Annotated in this window: 12 protein-coding genes; 10 read left to right on the top strand and 2 right to left on the bottom strand. The window is 67.8% G+C overall.

Going from position 1 to position 13895, the window contains the following annotated elements; all coding sequences use genetic code 11:
- Positions 1-7: 7 nt before the first annotated feature.
- From CLM74_RS16515 to tsaB, 7 genes are all read left to right on the top strand, one after another.
- A complete protein-coding gene (locus CLM74_RS16515) occupies positions 8-1579 on the top strand; it encodes a hypothetical protein (RefSeq protein ID WP_105164529.1) in 1572 nt (523 codons plus the stop codon).
- Between the two features lie 63 nt (positions 1580-1642).
- Positions 1643-2539: an NAD-dependent epimerase/dehydratase family protein gene (locus CLM74_RS16510; protein WP_105164528.1), complete on the top strand. Its 897-nt coding sequence runs from the start codon at positions 1643-1645 to the stop codon at positions 2537-2539.
- On the top strand, positions 2536-3564 hold the full coding sequence (locus CLM74_RS16505) for a glycosyltransferase family 2 protein (RefSeq protein ID WP_105164527.1): 1029 nt from the start codon (positions 2536-2538) through the stop codon (positions 3562-3564). The genes CLM74_RS16510 and CLM74_RS16505 overlap by 4 nt, the downstream gene beginning before the upstream one ends.
- A gap of 90 nt (positions 3565-3654) precedes the next feature.
- A complete protein-coding gene (mrcB, locus tag CLM74_RS16500; protein ID WP_032974979.1) occupies positions 3655-6096 on the top strand; it encodes a penicillin-binding protein 1B in 2442 nt (813 codons plus the stop codon).
- Positions 6093-6629 (top strand): hypothetical protein, encoded by a 537-nt coding sequence (locus tag CLM74_RS16495; RefSeq protein ID WP_080150494.1) that lies wholly within the window; start codon positions 6093-6095, stop codon positions 6627-6629. Before mrcB ends, CLM74_RS16495 begins: the two co-directional genes overlap by 4 nt.
- 566 nt (positions 6630-7195) lie before the next feature.
- Positions 7196-9244 (top strand): ATP-dependent DNA helicase, encoded by a 2049-nt coding sequence (locus CLM74_RS16490; RefSeq protein WP_105164526.1) that lies wholly within the window; start codon positions 7196-7198, stop codon positions 9242-9244.
- A 9-nt stretch (positions 9245-9253) separates the two neighbouring features.
- On the top strand, positions 9254-9967 hold the full coding sequence (tsaB, locus tag CLM74_RS16485; RefSeq protein WP_025877742.1) for a tRNA (adenosine(37)-N6)-threonylcarbamoyltransferase complex dimerization subunit type 1 TsaB: 714 nt from the start codon (positions 9254-9256) through the stop codon (positions 9965-9967).
- Positions 9968-10499: 532 nt separating this feature from the next.
- Here tsaB and CLM74_RS16480 read toward each other — a convergent pair.
- The gene (locus CLM74_RS16480; RefSeq protein WP_025877745.1) at positions 10500-11384 is read right to left on the bottom strand and encodes an energy transducer TonB; all 885 of its coding nucleotides are present in this window, start codon (positions 11382-11384) and stop codon (positions 10500-10502) included.
- A complete protein-coding gene (gene gshB / locus CLM74_RS16475; RefSeq protein WP_049466293.1) occupies positions 11384-12331 on the bottom strand; it encodes a glutathione synthase in 948 nt (315 codons plus the stop codon). The genes CLM74_RS16480 and gshB overlap by 1 nt, the downstream gene beginning before the upstream one ends.
- A gap of 240 nt (positions 12332-12571) precedes the next feature.
- Between gshB and pilG the strand changes: the two genes are divergently transcribed.
- The 3 genes from pilG to CLM74_RS16460 are packed head-to-tail and all read left to right on the top strand — an operon-like array spanning position 12572 to position 13884.
- Positions 12572-12973, top strand: a complete 402-nt coding sequence (pilG, locus tag CLM74_RS16470) for a twitching motility response regulator PilG (RefSeq protein ID WP_005418455.1) — start codon at positions 12572-12574, stop codon at positions 12971-12973.
- Positions 12974-12991: 18 nt separating this feature from the next.
- A complete protein-coding gene (locus tag CLM74_RS16465) occupies positions 12992-13354 on the top strand; it encodes a response regulator (protein WP_025877749.1) in 363 nt (120 codons plus the stop codon).
- Positions 13354-13884: a chemotaxis protein CheW gene (locus tag CLM74_RS16460; protein WP_025877750.1), complete on the top strand. Its 531-nt coding sequence runs from the start codon at positions 13354-13356 to the stop codon at positions 13882-13884. The genes CLM74_RS16465 and CLM74_RS16460 overlap by 1 nt, the downstream gene beginning before the upstream one ends.
- Positions 13885-13895 lie beyond the last annotated feature (11 nt).

Below are 13895 nucleotides of genomic sequence, written 5' to 3'. Positions count from 1 at the left end.
TGCACGCATGGAACGCGAGCCCCCGCATCGTTCACACGGCGCCGCACATCCGGCGCTGGATCGCGTTCGCCGTGAAAGCCGCTGGTGGTGGCTGCAGGCGCGCCACGCACGACGGGTGTGGCGTTGGGCACTGCTGGCTGCCGCAGCCGTGTTCGTGCTGCTGGTACTGGTGCGCAAACCGCTGGCGGACTGGTTCTGGGATGAGCCACAGATAGAACAGCTGCTGGCCGAGGGCGATCGCGCACTGAGCGAAGGACGCCTGACCGCGGCCGACGGCAGCGGCGCGCGTGAGCGCTACCAGGCGGTGCTGGCCCTTGATGGCGACCGCCCGCAGGCGCGACAGGGCCTGGCCCGCACCGGCGCGGCAGCGTTGCAGAAGTCGCGTGAGCGACTGCAGGCGGGCGACCTGGACGGCTGCGCGCAGGCGCTGGCGTTGGCACGTGAGCTGCAGGTGCCGCGCGCCGAGGCAGATGCGGTGGCCCAGCAGCTGCAGGCGCGTCGTCGCGCCGGTGCTGGCATCGGTGCATTGCTTGCGCAGGCCCGCAATGCCTTTGCAGCGGGGCGGCTGGACGACGGCGACAGCAGCGCGCTGCCGTTGTTCCAGCGCGTGCTGGCACTGCAGCCGGACAACCTGCCTGCACTGGAAGGTCGCGAGGATGCATTGAGCGATCTGCTGCAGCAGGCGCGTGCACAGGCCGCACGCGGTGAACTGGCCACGGCGGCAGCGATCCTGCAGCGCGCACGCCAGTTCGATCCAGGTCATTCCGAACTTCCTGCCAGCCAGGAAGCGCTGGCCCGTGCAATCGACCAGCGCCTGCAGCAGGGGCATCGCGCGCTCAAACGGCAGCAGCTCGAGACGGCTGCGGATAGCTTCCAGGCCGTGCTGGCGGTCACCGCCGATGATCCTACGGCACTGCGTGGGCGTGAGCAGACCGTGCAGGCGTTGCTGGCGCGCAGCCAGAAGCGGGCCGACGACTTCCAGTTCGAGGCGGCCGACAAGGACGCTGCGCTGGCCGCGGGGCTGGGTGCCTCGCAGGCAGCGCAGCAGCAGCTGGCACAGCGCCTGCAGCGTGCGTGGCAGGCACGGCAGTCATTGCAGCAGCCGGGCATCAGCGCGGCCCAGCGTGAGCGCCAGCTGCGTGATCGGTTGCGCCAGATCGACCGCGCCGAGCGCGCCGGACAGTGGATCAGCCCTCCCGGTCACAGCGCCTTCGATGCGCTGCGCGAAGCGCAGGCACTGGCGCCGCGCGACAGCCGGGTCAAGGCAGCGGCAGCGCGTCTACTGCCCGCCAGCCGGTCCTGTTTTGATGACAACCTGCGGCAGAACCGGGTGCAGGCTGCGGGCGCCTGCCTGCAGGCCTGGCAGACCCTGGCGCCGACCGCCACAGGGTTGCCCGATGCGCGTGCCCGCCTGGCACAACGCTGGCTGGCGATCGGCAGCGAACGGCTGGGTCGCGGTGATGTGGCTTTTGCCGAACGTGCACTGGAACAGGCGAACCAGCTGGGTGCCGGTCCGGCCACCGCCGAATACCAGCAGTTGCAGGAGCGGCTGCGCGACATCGGTAGCGTGCCGCCGTGACCCGATGGATCGCGTTGACGCAGCTATAGTAATGGCCCCCTGTTGCCTTGCCCTGGATAGTAGATGACCGTTCTTGTTTCCGGCGCGACCAGCCAGATCGGTCGTTACCTGTTGCCACGGCTGGTCCAGTCCGGCATGGACGTGCAGGCGGTAAGCCGACGTCCACAGGCGGAGCAGGCAGGAGTGCAGTGGCTGGACGGCGACCTTTACGATGCACTTGACCAGAGTGGCTCGCACGCTTGGCAGGCCATTGCCAGCTCCAGCCCGATGGAGCTCTGGGCGGAATGGCTTTCCCGGCAGACGGTGGCACCGGCGCCCCGGATCATCGTCACCAGTTCGATGAGCGTGCTCACCAAGCAGGAATCGGCCCAAGCCGATGAGCAGGATGTGGTTGCAATGCTGCAGCGCGGGGAACGGGGGCTGATTGCGCAGGCCGAGCGTCTTGGCATGGAGTGGACGATCCTGCGGCCGACGCTGATCTACGGTGCCGGCATCGATCGCAGCATCTCCCCGATCGTGGCGCGCGGGCGCCGTCTTCGAGTGTTTCCCATTCCGATGACCCATGGCGTGCGTCAGCCAGTGCACGCCGACGATATCGCCCAGGCCATGGTGCAGGCCATACGAACCGGGGCCGCCGCAGGCCGGGTGTTGGAAATCGGTGGCGGCGAACGGCTGCCTTACCACGAGATGTTCCGTCGCATGCGTGCCAGCCTGGTGGAATCGACCCTGCCCGTGCCGCTCCCGGGTCTGTCGCTGCGCATGTTGGCCGCGGTTCTGCCCCGTGCGCGCGGCCCAGTGTCGCGCCTGCAGCAGGACCTGATCGCCGACAACAGCGAATTGACGGCGCTGCTGGGTGTGCGGCCGCGCCCGTTCCGGCCGGATGCTGGTACCTGGCAGCCCATGACCCCCGAGCTTGCATCCGCACGCGTTGCCGCTTCTCCGCCAGGGGCAGTGGCATGACCTTCGTACGTCCCAGCGTGGGTGTTGCGTTGTGTACCTACAACGGTGCGCGCTACCTGCAGGCGCAGTTGGACAGCATCCTGGCGCAGAGCGAGCCGGTGGATGAGGTGGTCATCGGCGACGATGGCTCTTCGGATCAGACCATGGCCCTGCTGCAGGTGTTCAGCAGCCGGGCGGGCGCGATGGGCATACGCGTCGAGGTCGTGCAGCATGCACGCAATCTCGGCTACATCCTGAATTTTGCCGATGCGCTGCAGCGCTGTCGGTCCGACATCCTGTTCCTGTGCGACCAGGACGACGTCTGGTATGTCGATCGGGTTGCAACTTACCTGGAACGGTTCCAGGCCGATCCGGGCCTGCTGCTGCTGCACAGCGATGCGCGCCTGGTCGATGGCGATGGCGTTGCGCTGGGTGGACACCTGCTTGAAGTGCTGGGAGTGCATCCGGCCGAAGTCGAGCTGGAGCGATCTGGACGAGCCATCGATTCGATCCTCCTGCGCAATTTCGTCACCGGCGCCACCTGCGCGCTGCGGCGCAGCCTGCTGGCCGAGGCATTGCCGATCGCTCCGTGCTGGAGCCACGACGAGTGGCTGGCCGTGGTCGCCTCGCTGCGCGATGGACTGGATATGCTGGCGCGGCCGACCATTGATTACAGGCAGCACGGCAACAACCAGATTGGTGCCAGCCGGCGGGGCTTCATGCAGCGGCTGCGCCAGCTCGACTTGCTCGATCAGCAGCGACGCCAGCGTACGGCTGAGCGCCTGCTGGGTCTGGATGTATTGCTGCAGCAGCACGGTGTGACGCTGGCACCGTTGGGTTTCCCGGGGCTGTCCGCCTTGGCCTGGCGCATGGCCTGGTCGCGCGTGCAGCTGTACCGGCGGCCGGATGTGAGCGCGCGCTGGATTGCCCACGATGCGCCACGGCTGCTGGCCCGGCTGCTCAATGTGTGCCTGGCCGGCGCCGGCTGGATAGGTGTCCGTGCGGCCGCGGCCGGTGCCCGTGCCGGGTGGCGGATGCCGCGCTAAGCTTGAACTGCAGTGAAACCCGGGGCCGGCGCCTGCCTGCCTTCGCGGCGGCTGCGTTAGACTCGCCGGACCCTATCAATCCGCATTCCCGTGCCCCGACGCTACGATTCCGACGACATCGACGATTCCGACGACGACCTGCAGGACGATGGCAGCCCGCTCTGGCGGCGCCGACTTATCACCTGGACCATGGCTGCGGTCGCGTTGGGATTGGGTTTCCTGATCCCCTATACGCTGTACCTGAACCAGCAGGTGACGCAACGCTTCGGTGAACTGCGCTGGCAGATCCCGACGCGCGTCTACGCACGCCCGCTGGTGCTGATGCCCGGCAAGGCGATGGATGCGGCAACCCTGAAGACCGAACTGGCCGCCTCGGCCTATCGCGATGATGGCCAGGGCAAGGATCCGGCAACCTATGCGGTGCAGGGCGGCCGCTTCGTCATCTCCAGCCGCGGCTACAACGATGTCGATGGCCACGTTGCTGCGCGCCGGGTCGAGCTTTCGCTGTCCGGCGGCAGCATCGCATCGTTGCGGGACGCCGACAGCCGCAAGGCGCTGAAGGCGGCCCGCATGGATCCTGCGCGCATCGCCACGCTGTATGGCCAGAAGCAGGAAGAGCGCCGCCTGATCCGCATGAACGAGGCCCCGGACCTGTTGGTCACTGGCCTGCAGGCGGTCGAGGACAAGGACTTCAACCGCCATCACGGCATCGATCTGTCCGGTATCGCGCGCGCGGTCTGGGTGACTGTCCGCTCCGGTGGGCAGAGCCGCCAGGGCGCTTCCACCCTGACCCAGCAGCTGGCCCGCAGCGGCCTGCTGGGAATCGGCAAGGAACAGACCGTCACCCGCAAGTTCAACGAGGTGCTGTACGCGCTGATCATGGAAGCGCGCTATGACAAGCGCACCATCTTCGAGGCGTACCTCAACCAGGTGTATCTGGGCCAGCGCGGCAGCCAGGCGATCCACGGCATGTCCTCCGGTGCCGAGTTCTGGTTCGGCCGCGATCTCTCCTCGCTGGAAACCGAGCAGATCGCGCTGCTGATCGGCCTGGTCAAGGGACCGTCCTACTACGACCCGCGGCGCAATCCCGAGCGCGCGCTGGACCGTCGCAACTTCGTGCTGGGCAAACTGCACGAGGCGACCCTGATCGACGATGCCGAGTACCAGCGTGCGTTGAAGGCGCCGCTGGGCGTGCCCAAGACCCCGGGCCTGGTGGCAGCCAACCGCTTCCCGGCCTACGTCGACCTGGTGCGTCGCCAGCTTGCCCATGACTATCCGGAATCCGCCCTGCAGGGCGCTGGCCTGAGCGTGATGAGCGGCATGTCGCCGTCCGCGCAGGCTTATGCCGAAGGTGCGGTCACGCGCACCATCAAGTCGCTGGAAAGCAAGCGTCGCCCCGAGCTGCAGGCCGGCCTGGTGATGACCGACGTGCACAACGGTGACGTGGTGGCGGTGATCGGCAGCCGCGAAGTGTCCGAGGTCGGTTTCAACCGCGCCATCGAGGCGCAGCGCCCGGTCGGTTCGCTGCTCAAGCCGTTCGTGTACCTGCTGGCACTGGCTCAGCCGGACCGCTATTCGCTGGCCAGCTGGGTCGATGATTCACCGGTGACCGTGCAGCTCAGCCGCGGCCGCAACTGGAACCCCGGCAATGCGGACAACCGCAGCCACGGCACCGTGCGCCTGATCGATGCGCTCGCCCACTCCTACAACCAGGCGACGGTACGGGTGGGCATGCAGGTCGGACCGGAACGGGTGACGCAGCTGATCCACGTGCTGGCCGGCATCAAGGCCGAGGCGAACCCGGCGGTGATCCTCGGCTCGACCGACCAGAGCCCGTACGCGATGGCGCAGCTGTACCAGTTCCTGGCATCGGGCGGCGAGATCCAGCCGCTGCACGCGGTGCGTGGCGTCCTTGATCCGCAGGGCAAGCTGCTCAAGCGCTACGACAAGACCCCGGCACCGGCACAGGAAGGTGACTCGATTGCCGCCAACCTGATCAGCATCGGCCTGCAGCAGGTGGTGGCCAGTGGTACCGCGCAGCGTTTGAACGCCGATGGCCTGGGCCGCCTGCAGCCGGCCGGCAAGACCGGCACCACCAACGATGGCCGTGACAGCTGGTATGCCGGTTACACCGGCGATCACCTGGCGGTGATCTGGATGGGCAATGACCAGAACGAACAGGCCGGCCTGTATGGCGCCACCGGCGCGATGCGGGTGTGGTCGGGCATCTTCCAGCGCCTGCCGACGGCGCCGTTGAAGGTCAGCAACAAGGGCCTCGACTGGCAGCCGGTTGCGGCCACGGGAACCAACAGCACCGATGAAGGGTGCCCGGGTGCCCGCCGCTTCCCGTTCGTGGTGGGCTATGCGCCTGCGTATGAACCGTGCGCACCGGCGGCCTTGCCGGATGCGCAGGGCGGTGCGGAAGGCGAGGGCGGCGGCTGGCGCAGCTGGTTCGGCCTTGACCGTAAGCCCGAACCCGCCGCTGAACCTGCCGCAGCACCCGCTGCAGCGACTCCTCCTCCAAGCCGATGATGCCGATGACTATCCGTTCGCTGTTCCAGCCCTTGGTCCTGAGTGGCCTCAGCCTGGCCCTGGCGGCCTGCGTGAGCAGCGCGCCGCAGGTGGTCAAGCCGGTGGATACCACCACGCCCGCACAGCGGCTGGCAGCCGTGGAAGCCGCAGCCGGGCCGGATGACAAGGAACTGTCGGTGCAGCCACTGCGCGATTCCCAGGTTGAGGATCTGCGGCAGACGGCGCTGACCCAGCGCAAGGCCAATGATCTGGCTGGCGCGGCCGGCAGCCTGGACCAGGCGTTGCAGATCGTGGCCGGTGATCCGTCGGTATTGCAGGAACGCGCGGAACTGGCGCTGCTGCAGGGCCAGTGGGCGGAGGCGGAAACGTTCGCACGCAAGGCTGTGGACCTTGGCTCGAAGACGGGGCCGTTGTGCCGCCGGCACTGGGCGACGATCGAGCAGGCGCGCCTGGCGCGGGGCGAGAAGGAGAATGCGGTGTCCGCGCACGCGCAGATTGAAGGCTGCACGGTGCCGGGGATCAAGCGGTACTGAGTTTCCAGCCAACGGCGCAGCCCCTCGTGGCTGGCTGCCTGGTCGCGCAAAAGCCGCGCTGGCCGGGCAGGTTGGATTCGCGGGGGACGCCGTGAACCCATCCTTGGGGGCTTGGCCGCGGCATCCATGCCGCGGACACCCCCGCGAACCCAACCTGCCCGGCCTCTGACAGTTTCCGTGTGCGGTCAGCCACGGAAAAGAAAAAGAAAAATCAATAGCGGGTCGCGCGCTGCGCGCACTCGCAGGGGTCGGATCCGTTTTCCGCAGGAAAACGGATCCGACCCCTTCTACTTTCTCCGTTCCGCCAACTGCTTCCGCTCTGCCTTTGCATTCCGTCACCGGGAAACTGTCGAAGGGGGGGCTGTGGATTTGCGGGGTGTCCGCGGCATGGATGCCGCGGACAAGCCCCCAGGGATGGGTTTACGGCGTCCCCGCAAACCCACAGTCCCCCGCCAGCCCTCAGTCCAACCCAGAGCCATGAACAAACGCTGTTGCCGTTGCTTTTGCTTGTGCTCTGGCCTGAAACGGGTGCCGGGCAACGCCCGGCCGGGTATCCTTTCCACCTGATGTCCGACCTTGTCCATGCCAGCCGCGAAGCCCTCAGCGAAGGCGGCGCGCTCGCCTCCCATCTGGATGCGTTCGTCCCGCGTCCTGCGCAGCTGCGCCTTACCGAGGCCATTGCCGCGTCGATGCAGCAGCGCGACCTGCTGCTCGCCGAAGCCGGTACCGGCACCGGCAAGACCTTTGCCTACCTGGTGCCGGTGCTGCTGTCCGGAATGCGCACCATCATTTCCACCGGCACGCGCGCGCTGCAGGACCAGCTCTACCACCGTGACCTGCCGCGCGTGCGCCAGGCGCTGGGCGTCGGCCTGCGCAGCGCGTTGCTGAAGGGGCGCAGCAACTACCTGTGCCGCTACCGCCTGCAGCAGGCACGCGGCGAGCCGCGCTTCTCCAGCCCGGAACAGGCGGCACAGTTCCAGCGCATCCTGGCCTGGTCCGGCCGCTCGGAATCGGGCGATATCGCCGAACTCGATGGCCTGGCCGACGACTCGCCGCTGCTGCCGATGGTCACTTCCACCGTCGACAACTGCCTGGGCAACGAGTGTCCGTTCTGGGATGACTGCTTCGTCGTGCGGGCCCGCCAGCGTGCACAGGCCGCCGACTTGGTCGTGGTCAACCACCACCTGCTGCTGGCCGACCTGGCGCTGAAGCAGGAGGGCTTCGGTGAACTGCTGCCCGGTGCTCAGGCCTTCGTCATCGACGAGGCCCATCAGCTGCCCGAACTGGCCGCGCAGTTCTTCGGCGAAGGCTTCGGCATGCGCCCCTGGCAGGAACTGGGCCGTGACTGCCTTGTTGAAGCGCGCGGCGTGGGTGGCGCACAGTCTGCACTGCAGGAACCGGTCGATCATCTGCAGCAGGCATTGTCTGCACTGCGTGCTGCGATGGAGGGGCTGCCCGCGCGTGGCACCCAATGGCGCGCGCTGGCAATGCCGCAGGTACGCGAGGGTTTCGATGCGGTGATGTCCAGCCTGGTGGTGCTGGAGCTGGCATTGCAACCGCTGCGCGAAGCCGCTGCTGGCCTCGATGCCTGCCATGCGCGCGCACGTGAGGCGATTTCGCGGCTGGGCCGTTGGCTGGGGGATGAAGAACCCGCGCTCGACTTCGATGCCGATCCTGCAGAAGCGACCGCCGTCGCTGGTGACGTGCTCTGGTATGAATTGACCGCGCGCGGTTTCCGCTGCCAGCGCACGCCGATGGATGTGTCCGCACCGCTGCGCGAACATCGCGAGCGCAGCCATGCCGCATGGATTTTCACCTCCGCCACGCTGACCGTTGGCGGTGGCTTCGAGCACATCGCCACGCGCCTGGGCCTGGATGATCCGCAGACGCTGGTACAGCCCAGTCCGTTCAACTGGCCCGAGCAGGCACTGTGCTACCTGCCTGAAGGCCTGCCGGATCCGGCTGCGCGCGGTTTCGGAACCGCACTGATCCAGGTCCTGCGTCCGGTGCTGCAGGCGTCGCAGGGCAGGGCGTTCCTGTTGTTTGCTTCGCATCGTGCGCTGCGCGAGGCGGCCGAGGCGCTGCGTGATGGGCCCTGGCCGCTGTTCGTGCAGGGCGAAGCGCCGCGCGCGACCCTGCTGCAGCGTTTCCGCGAATCCGGCAATGGCGTGCTGCTGGGCTCGGCCAGCTTCCGCGAGGGCGTGGATGTGGTCGGCGAGGCATTGAGCGTGGTGGTGATCGACAAGCTGCCCTTCGCCACGCCCGATGATCCGGTGTACGAAGCGCGGCTGGATGCCATACGCACCCAGGGCGGCAATCCCTTCCGCGACGAGCAGTTGCCGCAGGCGGTGATTGCCCTGAAGCAGGGCGTTGGCCGCCTGATCCGCAGCGAGACTGACCGTGGCGTGCTGGTGCTGTGCGACCCGCGCCTGCTCAACCGGGGTTATGGCAAGGTCTTCCTGCAGTCGCTGCCGCCGTTCCGGCGAACCCGGGCCCTGGCCGATGTGCAGGCCTTCTTTGCGCCACAATGGGCGCCCGTGGCGGATGCCGCTGCCCCGACCGCCGCCGTGGCGGGGCCGGAGCCGGCTCCCGGCGCCACGTTCCCCCTGTTCTGACCCGATCCGATGAAACTGCTCGCCTTTGAAACCGCCACCGAAGCCTGTTCCGTAGCCCTGCATGTGGATGGGCAGGTACGGGAACGCTTCGAGATCGCCCCCCGCCGGCATGCCGAACTGAGCCTGCCGTGGGCGGAGGAGCTGCTGGCCGAGGCCGGCATCAGCCGCCGCCAGCTGGACGGCATCGCGCTCAGCCGTGGTCCCGGTGCGTTCACCGGTGTGCGCCTGGCGATCGCGTTGGCGCAGGGCATCGCGCTGGCGCTGGATCGGCCGTTGCTGCCGGTGTCGACGCTGCAGGTGCTGGCGCTGCGCGCGCCGGTGGAAGAGAAGCAGATCCTGTCGGCGATCGATGCGCGGATGGGCGAGTTGTACGTGGCACGCTTCGAGCGCGTGGATGGACTGCCGGTGGCGCGGGATGCCGAGCGCGTGTGCGTGCCGGCGGCGGTGTCGTTGCCGGATGCTGCGTCCGTCTACGGCGTCGGCACCGGGTTTGCCGCGGCCGAGGGCGCGCTGGTCGCGCAGCTGGGGGCTGGCCTGCGCCGCTTCGATGCAACGGCGCTGCCACGTGCAGCGGATGTGCTGGCACTGGCGGTACCGGCGTTCGCGCGCGGCGAAGGCATTGCGCCGGAGAAGGTCGAGCCGGCGTACCTGCGGGACAACGTGGCGCTGACGCTGGTCGAGCAGCAGGCGGCGCGGGATGCCAAGGCGAAGGCCAACGGCTGAGCCCCTCGTGGCGGGGTGGTGGGTCGCTGACAGCAGAAGCCGTGGGTTGGCCGGGCGGGGGGGCTGCGCAGGGGGCGCCGTGAATACGTCCATGTAGGCTCGGGCGCGCCACCCATGGCGCTTACGCCCCTGCGCAGCCCACCCGCCCGGCCACGGACAGTTTCCGTGCGCGTTCGCCACGGAAAATCAAAAGAAAATCAAATTCAAAAGCCGGTCGCTTCGCTCGCATCCACGCATGGCGTGGATCTGCCGTGCAGGCATGGCGTGGATGCATCGTGTCGACCAAGGTCGACAGCTACCAACAGCAAAGATGCGCCGCGATCGGTCAGGGGTGGGGCGGTGTGGGCTTGCAGGACCGTTGGCGCCATGGATGGCGCCATCGAGCCCCCATGGATGGGTTTACGGCGTGTCCTGCAAGCCCACACCGCCCCGCCAAACCGAACAGCCCAACCGCCGCTCTTGATCTTGACGTTGCAGTTGCCGTTGCTGTTGCTTGCAGCGGGTCCCGGGCCGCAGGCCCGGGCAGAAAACCTCACCGGTCGTCGCGCAGTTCGCCACCGGGCAGGAACACCCACGTGCGGGTGACCTGCAGGATGTCGATCTGGTCTTCGCTGTCGGGCAACGGCGGGAACGGTTGCGCCAGCTGGATCACCCGCAGCGCGGCCTCGTCCAGCAGCGGCGTGCCGCTGGACTTCAACACCCGGCTGCTTTCCACGCTGCCGTCGCGGCGTACCCCCACGCTGATCACCACCTGGCCACCCAGCCGGCGCTGCCGCGCTTCGTCGGGGTAGTTCAGGTTGCCGACCTGCTCGGCGCGGTCCACCCACGCACGCAGGTAATTGGCGTAGGCGTATTCACGCGTGCTGGCCGAAACGAATTTCCGGTTCGGCCGCTTGGCGTACTGCGCCGAACGCAGGTGCACTTCCGCCGCCAGCCGCGCCATTTCAGCATCGCGCTGTTCGCGCGCGGTCATCGGTGCATCCGGTGTTGGTTGCAGCGGGGTAGGGCGCGACTGCGCCACGGCCACGGTGTCCTGGCCATTGCGGCTGCTGACCACCCGCGCCTGCGGCGGCGGTACCGGTGCTGCCGACTGCTGCTGCTGGGGTACCGGACTGATGCCGGCCTGGGCCTGCGGCACGATGCCGGCCTGGTTGTCGCGGGGGCGCTGCGCACGATCGTGCTCGCCACCGCCTTCCTGGCTGGCGGCGGCCAGGAAATCGGCCTGCTTCGGGGTCAGCGCGGTGCGGGTCTGGCTGAAGATCACTTCCAGGGTCGGCACCAGGGGCGCGTCGCCTTTCACGGCAAAGCCGACCCCGAGGATCAGCAGGGCGTGCACCAGCACCGACAGGGCGATGGTGGCGCCCAGCCGCTGCGCTTCACGCGGCGGCGGGGCGAGGACGGCAGGTGCGGCATCCATCAGCGCAGATCGGCCTCGATCGCGTCGAACAGGGTGCCGGCGATGTTCAGGCCGTACTGCGCGTCCAGCTCGCGCACGCAGGTCGGGCTGGTCACGTTGACCTCGGTCAGGTAGTCGCCGATGACGTCCAGGCCGACGAAACGCATGCCACGACGCTTCATTTCCGGGCCGACCTGGGCGGCGATCCAGCGATCGCGTTCGCTCAGCGGACGGCCTTCGCCACGGCCACCGGCGGCCAGGTTGCCGCGGAACTCATCGCCCTGCGGAATGCGCGCCAGGCAGTAATCGACCGGCTCGCCATCGACCAGCAGGATGCGCTTGTCGCCGGCAGTGATGTCGGGAATGAACTTCTGGGCCAGGGCGAGCTTGCGGCCGCCGTCGGTCAGCGTTTCCAGGATCACGTTCAGGTTGGGGTCGCCCTGTCCGCTGCGGAAGATCGAGCGCCCGCCCATGCCATCCAGCGGCTTCAGTACCGCCTGGCCGTGTTCCAGCGCGAAGGCCTTCAGTGCCTTGGCGTCGCGGCTGACCAGGGTCGGCGGACAGCACTGCGGGAACAGCAGCGCGGCCAGCTTCTCGTTGTAGTCGCGCAGGCCCTGCGGGTTGTTGACCACGCACGCACCGGCTGCGGCAGCGACATCCAGCACCTGGGTGTCGTAGACATACTCGGCGTCGACCGGCGGGTCCTTGCGCATCAGCACGATCTGGCCGGGACCGAATTCGGTCCGGCTGAATGCGCCCAGCTCGTACCAGCCGGCCGGGTCGTCGCGCACCTGCAGGGGGGCGGTCCAGGCCACCGCCACCCCGCCTTCCAGCGCCAGCCCGCCCGGGCGCACGTAGTGCAGGGCATGGCCGCGGCGCTGGGCTTCCAGCAGCATGGCGAAGGTGGTGTCCTTGGCGATCTTGATGTGGGCGATGGGGTCCATCACCACGATGACGTTCAACGGCATGGGTGCACCTGTCAGGCAAGGCGTTGATGGTAGCGGCAACGCCGGCCGTGCGCCTCCCCGGCGATGTGCAACGCAGCGTCCCTTGCCGGGCTGCGCAGTGATTGCCAATCCGGTCACGTTCAGCCCGGCGCCACGCCCCGCGCCACGGACCGCCCTTGAAGCGGGCGCGGGAAGTGCGATATAGATACGCTTTCGCAGCGGCTCCCGCCAAAGATTGGGCCGTGCGCTTGGGGAATGGCAATGACTGAAAACACGACTGCGGGCGGGGAGCTCGCAGGACTCCGGGTGATGGTCATCGATGACTCGAAGACCATCCGCAGGACTGCGGAAACACTGCTGAAGCGCGAAGGCTGCGAAGTAGTGACCGCGACGGACGGTTTCGAGGCCCTGGCCAAGATTGCCGACCAGCAGCCGCAGATCATCTTCGTCGACATCATGATGCCGCGCCTGGATGGCTACCAGACCTGCGCACTGATCAAGGGTAACCAGCTGTTCAAGGCGACCCCGGTGATCATGCTGTCGTCCAAGGATGGTCTGTTCGACAAGGCGCGGGGGCGCATCGTCGGCTCGGAGCAATACCTGACCAAGCCATTCACGCGCGAAGAACTGCTGGGTGCCATCCGCACGTACGTCAACGCCTGACCAGGGGGGAAAGGCACAATGGCTCGTATCGTCCTGATCGAGGATTCACCGACCGACCGCGCGGTGTTCACCCAATGGCTGCGCCGTGCCGGCCATGAGGTGCTGGAAGCGGACAATGCCGAAGATGGCCTGCAGCTGGTCCGCGACCAGGTGCCGCAGCTGGTCTTGATGGACGTGGTGCTGCCGGGCATGAGCGGTTTCCAGGCGACCCGGGCGATGGCCCGCGACGCAGCGATCAAGCACATCCCGGTCATCATCGTCAGCACCAAGGCGATGGAAACCGACAAGGCCTGGGGGCTGCGCCAAGGCGCCGCCGATTACATCGTCAAGCCGCCGCGCGAGGAAGAACTCATCGCCCGGATCAACGAGCTGGTGGCCTGATGCGCTCGCCCTTCGACATTCTTGAAGCCTACGAACGGCGCAGCCTGGCCCACGCGGTGCAGCTGCCCGGGCGGCAGTTCGCCCAGGACCTGTGGCGTGGCGTCGGTTTCCGTGTTGGCCAGCGTCGGCTGGTGTCCGATTTCCGCGAAGTGGTGGAGATCGTGCCGATGCCGCCGGTGACCCCGGTGCCATGCGCGCAGCCGTGGCTGCTGGGCGTGGGCAACCTGCGCGGCAACCTGTTCCCGGTGGTCGACCTGAAGTACTTCCTGGAAGGGGCGCGCACCGTCCAGCAGGAAGGCCAGCGCGTGCTGATCATGCGCCAGGCCGGTGGCGACGTCGCCCTGACCATCGATGAACTGTTCGGCCAGCGCAGCTTCGAGCTGACCCAGCAGATCGAGGCCGGTTCACTGGCCGAAGGACGCTACGGGCACTTCGTCGATCGCGCTTTCCATGCCGATGGCAACGACTGGGGCGTGTTCTCGCTCTCGCTGCTGTCGCGTACCCCTGAATTCCGGCAAGCCGCGGCCTGAGGCCGGGCATC

This window comes from Stenotrophomonas sp. MYb57 (genome assembly GCF_002966815.1).
Classification (GTDB): Bacteria; Pseudomonadota; Gammaproteobacteria; order Xanthomonadales; family Xanthomonadaceae; genus Stenotrophomonas; species Stenotrophomonas indicatrix.
This window is presented reverse-complemented; position numbering and strand designations above follow the sequence as displayed.

Excerpts from the sequence above, each read along its gene's own strand:
- CLM74_RS16495 (WP_080150494.1), top strand. The coding sequence starts at position 6,093 with ATGATGCCGATGACTATCCGTTCGCTGTTCCAGCCCTTGGTCCTGAGT.
- tsaB (WP_025877742.1), top strand. The coding sequence starts at position 9,254 with ATGAAACTGCTCGCCTTTGAAACCGCCACCGAAGCCTGTTCCGTAGCC.
- pilG (WP_005418455.1), top strand. The coding sequence starts at position 12,572 with ATGACTGAAAACACGACTGCGGGCGGGGAGCTCGCAGGACTCCGGGTG.
- CLM74_RS16460 (WP_025877750.1), top strand. The coding sequence starts at position 13,354 with ATGCGCTCGCCCTTCGACATTCTTGAAGCCTACGAACGGCGCAGCCTG.
- CLM74_RS16505 (WP_105164527.1), top strand. The coding sequence starts at position 2,536 with ATGACCTTCGTACGTCCCAGCGTGGGTGTTGCGTTGTGTACCTACAAC.
- CLM74_RS16510 (WP_105164528.1), top strand. The coding sequence starts at position 1,643 with ATGACCGTTCTTGTTTCCGGCGCGACCAGCCAGATCGGTCGTTACCTG.
- CLM74_RS16480 (WP_025877745.1), bottom strand. The coding sequence starts at position 11,384 with ATGGATGCCGCACCTGCCGTCCTCGCCCCGCCGCCGCGTGAAGCGCAG.
- gshB (WP_049466293.1), bottom strand. The coding sequence starts at position 12,331 with ATGCCGTTGAACGTCATCGTGGTGATGGACCCCATCGCCCACATCAAG.
- CLM74_RS16465 (WP_025877749.1), top strand. The coding sequence starts at position 12,992 with ATGGCTCGTATCGTCCTGATCGAGGATTCACCGACCGACCGCGCGGTG.
- CLM74_RS16490 (WP_105164526.1), top strand. The coding sequence starts at position 7,196 with ATGTCCGACCTTGTCCATGCCAGCCGCGAAGCCCTCAGCGAAGGCGGC.
- CLM74_RS16515 (WP_105164529.1), top strand. The coding sequence starts at position 8 with ATGGAACGCGAGCCCCCGCATCGTTCACACGGCGCCGCACATCCGGCG.